Source organism: Roseateles sp., from assembly GCF_047654785.1.
Lineage (GTDB): Bacteria > Pseudomonadota > Gammaproteobacteria > Burkholderiales > Burkholderiaceae_C > Pelomonas.
Window position 1 is genome coordinate 398,705 of sequence record NZ_JASGKQ010000002.1, and the last position, 7,180, is coordinate 405,884.

At 73.8% G+C, this 7,180-nt stretch carries 7 protein-coding genes; 2 read left to right on the forward strand and 5 right to left on the reverse strand.

All coding sequences use genetic code 11. From position 1 onward, the window contains the following. Nucleotides 1-162: 162 nt before the first annotated feature. The 3 genes from QM788_RS06470 to QM788_RS06480 form a co-directional block, all read right to left on the reverse strand. Nucleotides 163-2,025 carry an ABC transporter ATP-binding protein gene (locus QM788_RS06470; protein ID WP_415661167.1) on the reverse strand — a complete coding sequence of 621 codons (1,863 nt, stop codon included), beginning with the start codon at nucleotides 2,023-2,025 and terminating at the stop codon, nucleotides 163-165. Between the two features lie 66 nt (nucleotides 2,026-2,091). Then, complete coding sequence (locus tag QM788_RS06475) at nucleotides 2,092-3,003, reverse strand: hypothetical protein (protein WP_415660661.1); 912 nt, start codon at nucleotides 3,001-3,003, stop codon at nucleotides 2,092-2,094. A 40-nt stretch (nucleotides 3,004-3,043) separates the two neighbouring features. Then, nucleotides 3,044-3,226 carry an oxidoreductase-like domain-containing protein gene (locus QM788_RS06480; protein WP_415661168.1) on the reverse strand — a complete coding sequence of 61 codons (183 nt, stop codon included), beginning with the start codon at nucleotides 3,224-3,226 and terminating at the stop codon, nucleotides 3,044-3,046. 66 nt (nucleotides 3,227-3,292) lie between these two features. On the opposite strand from QM788_RS06480, the gene queA reads away from it, so the two are divergent. After that, a complete protein-coding gene (gene queA / locus QM788_RS06485; protein WP_415660662.1) occupies nucleotides 3,293-4,363 on the forward strand; it encodes a tRNA preQ1(34) S-adenosylmethionine ribosyltransferase-isomerase QueA in 1,071 nt (356 codons plus the stop codon). Here queA and QM788_RS06490 read toward each other — a convergent pair. Both QM788_RS06490 and QM788_RS06495 read right to left on the reverse strand, forming a co-directional pair. Further along, complete coding sequence (locus QM788_RS06490; RefSeq protein ID WP_415660663.1) at nucleotides 4,315-4,920, reverse strand: IMPACT family protein; 606 nt, start codon at nucleotides 4,918-4,920, stop codon at nucleotides 4,315-4,317. The two genes, queA and QM788_RS06490, sit on opposite strands and share 49 nt — an antisense overlap. Then, nucleotides 4,911-5,768, reverse strand: coding sequence for a substrate-binding periplasmic protein (locus QM788_RS06495; protein ID WP_415660664.1), 858 nt, complete (start codon nucleotides 5,766-5,768; stop codon nucleotides 4,911-4,913). Before QM788_RS06495 ends, QM788_RS06490 begins: the two co-directional genes overlap by 10 nt. Nucleotides 5,769-5,864: 96 nt before the next feature. On the opposite strand from QM788_RS06495, the gene tgt reads away from it, so the two are divergent. Then, a complete protein-coding gene (gene tgt / locus QM788_RS06500) occupies nucleotides 5,865-6,992 on the forward strand; it encodes a tRNA guanosine(34) transglycosylase Tgt (protein ID WP_415660665.1) in 1,128 nt (375 codons plus the stop codon). The last annotated feature ends 188 nt before the right edge of the window (nucleotides 6,993-7,180 follow it).

Genomic DNA, 7,180 nt, shown 5'->3' on the forward strand with positions numbered 1-7,180 from the left:
ACCCCGCCAGCAACCCCCAATGACTCGCACAAGTGTCCACAGGACATTCAAACCTCGGCCTCGAAGAACGAGCGCAGATCGGGCTGTTGATCAGCCAGGGGCTCAAAGCGCCCGCCGCCGATCAGTGCGGCGCGAGCCCCTGCAGCGGCCCGCCGCGCCGGCTCAATCGTCCAGCCCCAGGAATCCCCCGCTCTGGTGCGCCCACAGCCGCGCATAGATGCCGTCCCGGGCCAGCAGCTCGGCGTGCGTGCCCTGCTCGACGATGCGGCCGGCGTCCATGACGACGAGGCGGTCCAGCGCGGCGATGGTGGACAGCCGGTGCGCGATGGCCACCACGGTCTTGCCTTCCATCAGGCTGTACAGGCTTTGCTGGATGGCCGCCTCGACCTCGCTGTCCAGCGCGCTGGTCGCCTCGTCCAGCAGCAGGATGGGCGCGTCCTTCAGCATCACGCGGGCGATGGCGATGCGCTGGCGCTGCCCGCCGGAGAGCTTGACGCCGCGCTCGCCCACGTGCGCCTCGAAGCCGGTGCGGCCCTTGGGGTCGGAGAGCTGGGCGATGAACTCGCTGGCGTGCGCCCGCTCGGCGGCGCGCGCCACCTCGGCCGGCGTGGCCTCGGCGCGGCCGTAGCGGATGTTGTCGGCCACCGAGCGGTGCAGCAGCGAGGTGTCCTGCGTGACCATGCCGATGTGGCGGCGCAGCGAGTCCTGCGTCACGCGGGCGATGTCCTGGCCGTCGATGGTGATGCGGCCGCCGGCCTGCCCGCCGTCCGCGCCGGGCAGGTCGTACAGCCGCAGCAGCAGGTTCACCAGCGTGCTCTTGCCGGCGCCGCTGCGGCCGACCAGGCCGATCTTCTCGCCGGGCCGGATGGCCAGGTCCAGCCCGTCCACCACCACCTTGCCGTTCGGGTAGGCGAAACGCACCTGCTCGAAGCGCACCTCGCCGCGCGTGACGGCCAGCTCGGCGGCGCCGTCCGCGTCGGCGATGGCCTGCGGCCGGGTCAGCGTGGCCAGGCCGTCCTGCACGGTGCCGATGTGCTCGAACAGCGACGCCATCTCCCACATCACCCAGTGCGAGATGCCGTTCAGCCGCATCGCCATCGCGGTGGCCGCCGCGACGGCGCCCACGCCGAGGGCCGACACGCCCCACAGCCACAGCGACAGCAGCGCCGTGCTGCCGACCAGCAGCGCCGACAGCAGCGTGTTGACGATCTCGAAGCCGGTCACCAGCCGCATCTGCCCGTAGGCGGTGCGCATGAAGTCCTGCATCGCCGCCTTGGCGTAGGCGGCCTCGCTGCGGCCGTGGGCGAACAGCTTGACGGTGGCGATGTTGGTGTAGGCGTCGGTGATGCGGCCGGTCATCAGGCTGCGCGCGTCGGCCTGGGCCTGGGCGATTTTTCCCAGGCGCGGCACGAAGTAGCGCAGCGCGACCAGGTACAGCGCCAGCCAGCCGGCGAAGGGCAGCATCAGCCAGGCGTCGAAGCTGGCGACGATGGCCACCAGCGTGCCGAAGTAGACGGCCACGTAGACCAGGATGTCCACGACGATGAGCCAGGTGTCGCGCACCGCCAGCGCGGTCTGCATGACCTTGGTGGCGATGCGGCCGGCGAACTCGTCGCCGAAGAAGGCCAGGCTCTGCTCCAGCATGCGGCGGTGGAAGAGCCAGCGCAGCCGCATCGGGAAGTTGCCGAACACGCCCTGGTACTTGGTCAGCGACTGCGCCCCCGCCAGCACCACGCTGGCGCCCAGCACCGCCAGCAGCGCGGTGATGACGGGCTGCGGCCGGGTCCACAGCTCGGCCGGCTTCACGGTGGCCAGCCAGTCCACCAGGGAGGCCATCAGGCTGAACAGCAGCGCCTCGGCCGCCGCGATGCCGGCGGTGAACAGCGTGACGGCGAGCAAATGCGGCCGCACGCCGTCCGCGCAGCGCCACAGGAAGGCGAAAAACCCGCCCGGCAACGGCGCGGCGTGGTGGGTGCCGGTGGGCTCGGGATAGGGGTCGACGAGGCGCTCGAAGCGCGCGGCCAGGGATCGGAGCAGCTGCATCGCGCTAGTGTCGCCGGGCACGCCGGCCGGCCCGGCGCCGGAGCGGCGTCAGAGCGCCGTCCAGTCGGCCACGCGCGGCGTGAAGAAGCCGCTTTGCAGATAGGCCCGCCGCACCAGCCCCTGCTGGCGCAGGCGCGCCAGGCCCAGGTCGAGCTGCTCGCGCAGCAGCGGCCCCGAGGGGTGCGCCGCCGAGACGAGGAAGTGGCGAGTGCCCCGCATGCGGATCTTCAGCCCCGGGATGGGCAGCAGGCGCACGCCGTCCGCCGCCAGCGCCAGGTCGGGCGTGGGCTGGAAGGGCGCCAGCAGCACGTCGGCCCGGCCCTGCTGCAGCATGCGCGGCATCAGGTTCCAGCTGGCCACGTGCTGCAGCTGGGTGATGCCCAGCCGCTCCAGCGTCTGCCAGTCCACCCGCCAGGTGCGGTTGCTGAGCACGCGCAGCCGCCGCACGTCGGCGAGGCTGCGCGCGGCCAGCGCGCGGGCGTTGCCGGGCGTGGTGTAGAGGCCGGCCTCGAACTCCCCGTCCGCTAGCACCGCGTCGCTGAACAGCAGGCCCTCGGGCTCGGGGAAGTCCTCGCGCCAGTAGGTGGTCGCGCCGCAGGCGGCGTGGCCGGTGCGCAGCTCGGTCTGCAGCCGCATGCTGGTGGGCATGGGCCTCAGGCTCAGCCGCATCGGCGGACCCGGCCGCGCCAGCAGCGCCTGCTGGATCAGTACCGCCTCCGCCACGTCGCGGCGGGCGTGGGCGCCGCCGTAGTCGCTGACCGTGGCGGGATCCCGCCCGGCCAGGAAGCGCTGGTAGTCCAGCAGCACGTCGTCGGGGATGAGCGCCGGCAGCCGCGCCTCGGCAGCCGCCCGGGCCGCGCCGGGACAGGCCAGCGCCGCGCCCAGGCACAGCAGGCGGCGCCGTGCCAGGCCGGTGGGGCCGGGCTGCGCGGCGGGCGTGGGGGCAACGCGGGGGATCAAGGCGGCTCCTGAGGCCGGCGGACGGCCAGCGGTGGCGAGGCTAGGAGGGGCCAAGGATAGGCCCGCCGGCCGCCGTGGCCGCCGCCTCGGGGTGGCGCGCCTGCCAGGCGCGCAACGCGCGGCGGTAGTCGTCCATGGCCAGGTCGTGCAGGTCGAAGATGCACGGGTCGCAGCCGTTGCCGCAGCAGGCGTCGAAGTCGGGCTCGGGCGGCGGCTGCGGCATGGGGTCGTCGGGGCGGGGGTCGGGCTGCACGCCGCGATATTAGGCGCGGCGGACAATCGCACCGCCATGTCCATCCACACCGTCGCCGATTTCGATTTCGACCTCCCGCCCGAGCTGATCGCCCAGCACCCGGCGCCCGAGCGCAGCGCCTCGCGCCTGCTGGACGGCCGTGGCCCCGCGCCGGTGGACCGCGTGTTCCGCGAGCTGCCCGGGCTGCTGGACGCGGGCGACCTGCTGGTGTTCAACAACACCCGCGTCATCAAGGCACGGCTGCATGGGGTGAAGGCCACCGGCGGCGCGGTGGAGGCGCTGGTCGAGCGCGTGCTGCCCGGTACGCAAGAAGTGTGGATGCACCTGCGCGCCAGCAAAAGCCCCAAGCCGGGCAGCCGCGTGCGCTTCGCCGGGGCCTTCGACGCCGAGGTGCTGGGCCGCTGCGGGCCGGACGGCGGCCTGTTCCACCTGCGCCTGGACGGCGACCCGTTCGCGCTGCTGGACGCGCACGGCCACGTGCCGCTGCCGCCCTACATCGCGCACGCCGACGATGCGGACGACGCGCGCCGCTACCAGACGGTGTTCGCCGCCGAACCCGGTGCCGTGGCGGCGCCGACGGCCGCGCTGCACTTCGACGAGGCCGTGCTGGCCGCGCTGGCCGCGCGCGGCGTGGGCACGGCCGAGGTGACGCTGCACGTCGGCGCCGGCACCTTCCAGCCGGTGCGCGTGGCGCGCATCGCCGACCACCGGATGCACAGCGAGTGCTGCCACGTGCCGCCGGAGACGGTTGCGCGCATCGCCGCGACCAAGGCGGCCGGCGGCCGCGTGCTGGCCGTGGGCACGACGACGCTGCGCACGCTGGAGTCCGCCGCCGTCGCCGCGCGCCAGGCCGGGCTGCCGGCGCTGCTGCAGGCCGGCGCGCGCGAGACCGACATCTTCATCACGCCCGGCTTCTCGTTCCAGGTGGTGGACCGGCTGCTGACCAACTTCCACCTGCCGCGCAGCACGCTGATGATGCTGGTCAGCGCCTTCGCCGGCCACGAGCGCATCCGCGCGCTGTACCGGCATGCGGTCGAGCAGCGCTACCGCTTCTTCAGCTACGGCGACGCGATGCTGCTGGACCGCGCCCAGTCCACCCGGCCCTGAGCCACCTCGTCGACGGCGGCGGCAAACGCATCCCGCGCCGTCGCCGGCAGGCTGAAGCGCATGCCGACGCGCGCGGCGTGGGTCACGTCGAGCAGCTCGGCGCCGTGCTGCCCGGCCAGGCGGCGCAGCCGGCCCTCCAGCTCGTAGGGCAGGCCGCAGGCCAGCTCCACGCGGGCGACGCGCTCGATCTTCTCGGCCCCCAGCAGCGCCTGGGCGATGCAGTCGGTGTAGGCGCGCACCAGGCCGCCGGCGCCGAGCTTCACGCCGCCCCAGTAGCGCACGGCGGTGGCCAGCACGCCGTCCAGGCCCTGGTGGCGCAGCACGTCCAGCATGGGCCGGCCGGCGGTGCCGCCGGGCTCGCCGTCGTCGTTGGCGGCGGAGTGGCCGCCGGCCAGCAGCGCCCAGCAGACGTGGGCCGCGCCGGGGTGCTCGGCGCGCAGCCCGGCCACGCGGGCCAGCGCCGCCTGCCGGTCCGCGCAGGGCTCGACGCAGCCGAGGAAGCGGCTCTTCTTGACGACGAGTTCGTGCCGGGCCGGCGCGGCGAGGGTCAGGGGCATGGGGCGGGATTGTCCGCGCCCGCCCGGCCGCCGCCGCAGCCGGGCGGCAGCAGCGCGGCCCGGGCCGCCGGGTCGCCCAGGTGGCGGCGCAGGATGCCGTACACCGTGCCGTCGGCCAGCATGGCCTGCAGCGCGCGGCGCAGGCGCAGGCGGTCGGCCTCGGGCATCGCGCGGGCCAGCGCCAGCGAGATGGCGTTGCGTTCCTGGGGGGCCACGTCCAGGGCCACGAAGCCGCCGGGCCCGTCCCCGGCGGCGGTCACCGCGCCCCAGCCGTCGGGCAGGGTCAGCAGGCCGTCCGCGCGGCCGGCGCGCAGCATGCGCTCGGCGGTCTTGAAGTCGCCCGTCTCCACCAGCCGGCCCTGGCCGCGCATGCGCTGCACCCAGGCGTCGAGCGTGGGGCCGTGGGCGTAGCCACGCACGTCCAGCAGCCGCAGCCGGGGGTCGGCCTCGAAGTCGGCGAGGCTGGCCACGCGCGCGGCCAGCTCGCGGCGCATCAGCACCTGGTAGCGGCCCTGGGCGTAGGGCACCAGCTCGGCCAGCCGCAGGCGTTCCGGGCTGGGGAGGGCCGACAGCGTCAGCTGCACGCTGCCGCGCCGCATCTGCTCCCAGATGCGCGCACGCGACTGCACCACCAGCGTGAGCCGGCAGCCGGAGCGGCGGGCCAGCTCGTCGAACATGTCCTGGTCGATGCCGCCGGGGCGGGTCTGCGGCCCCTCGAAATAGAACCTGGCGAACGGGTAGAGCGCCGCCACGTGCGGCCCGCAGGGCGCGCCCGCCTGCGCCGCGGCCGGGCAGGCCAGCAGGCACGCGGCGAACAGGGCCGGGAGCGGGCGGGGGGCGGGAGGCATGGCCGGTGGCGGGCGGGGGCGGCCAGCTTAGCCCCGGGCCGCGGGCGCGGCACCGCGGCCAACCCTGAGGGGCCGCGCTGCGACAATCCCGCCCCCATGCTGAAGTTCGACCTGCTCAAGACCGAGGGCCGCGCCCGCCGCGGCGCGCTCACGCTCAACCACGGCGTCGTGCAGACGCCCATCTTCATGCCCGTGGGCACCTACGGCACGGTCAAGGGCGTCACGCCGCGGTCGCTGGAGGCGATGGGCGCGCAGATCATCCTGGGCAACACCTTCCACCTGTGGATGCGGCCGGGGCTGGACGTCATCCAGCAGTTCGGCGGCCTGCACCGCTTCGAGAGCTGGGGCCGGCCCATCCTGACCGACTCCGGCGGCTTCCAGGTCTGGAGCCTGGGCGACATGCGCAAGATCAGCGAGGAAGGCGTCCGGTTCGCGTCGCCGGTCAACGGCGACAAGCTGTTCCTGACGCCCGAGGTCAGCATGCAGATCCAGACGACGCTGAACTCCGACATCGTCATGCAGTTCGACGAATGCACGCCCTACGAGAGCAAGGGCAAGCTGACGACCGAGCGCGAGGCCCGGCAGTCCATGGAGATGTCGCTGCGCTGGGCCGGGCGCTGCGTCGCCGAATTCGGCCGGCTGCAGAACCCGAACGCGCTGTTCGGCATCGTGCAGGGCGGCATGTTCACGAACCTGCGCGACGCCTCGCTGGCCGGCCTGGCCGCGCTGGACCTGCCGGGCTACGCGATCGGCGGCCTGTCGGTGGGCGAGCCCAAGGCCGAGATGCAGCGCATCCTCGACCACACCGCCCACCAGCTGCCGGCGCACAAGCCGCGCTACCTGATGGGCGTGGGCACGCCGGAGGACCTGGTGGAAGGCGTCAGCCAGGGCATCGACATGTTCGACTGCGTCATGCCCACCCGCAACGCGCGCAACGGCCATCTGTTCACCCGCTTCGGCGACCTGCGCCTGCGCAACGCCCGCTACAAGGCCGACGAGAGGCCGGTGGACGAGACCTGCGGCTGCGAGTGCTGCCAGGGCTTCAGCCGCGCCTACCTGCACCACCTGGACCGTTGCGGCGAAATGCTGGGCCCGATGCTGACCAGCATCCACAACCTGCACTACTACCTGAACCTGATGCGGGAGATGCGCGACGCGCTGGACGCCGGGGCCTTCGCGGCCTGGCGGGCCCGGTTCGCGGCCGACCGGGCGCGCGGCATCTGACATTGCCGCCGAATTCTCCCAAGAATTAGGGGGAGGATGACGGCCGACATGGGGAATGTCCCCCCATGTTTTTGGGTGCGTGCGCGGTAATCCGTCACGGTTGCCCCTCCAGAATTCGCGGGCCATTGCCGCCTGCGCCCGCTCCCGTGCCACGGGGGCGCCGGCAGCGAACTTCCGAGGGTTCCCGA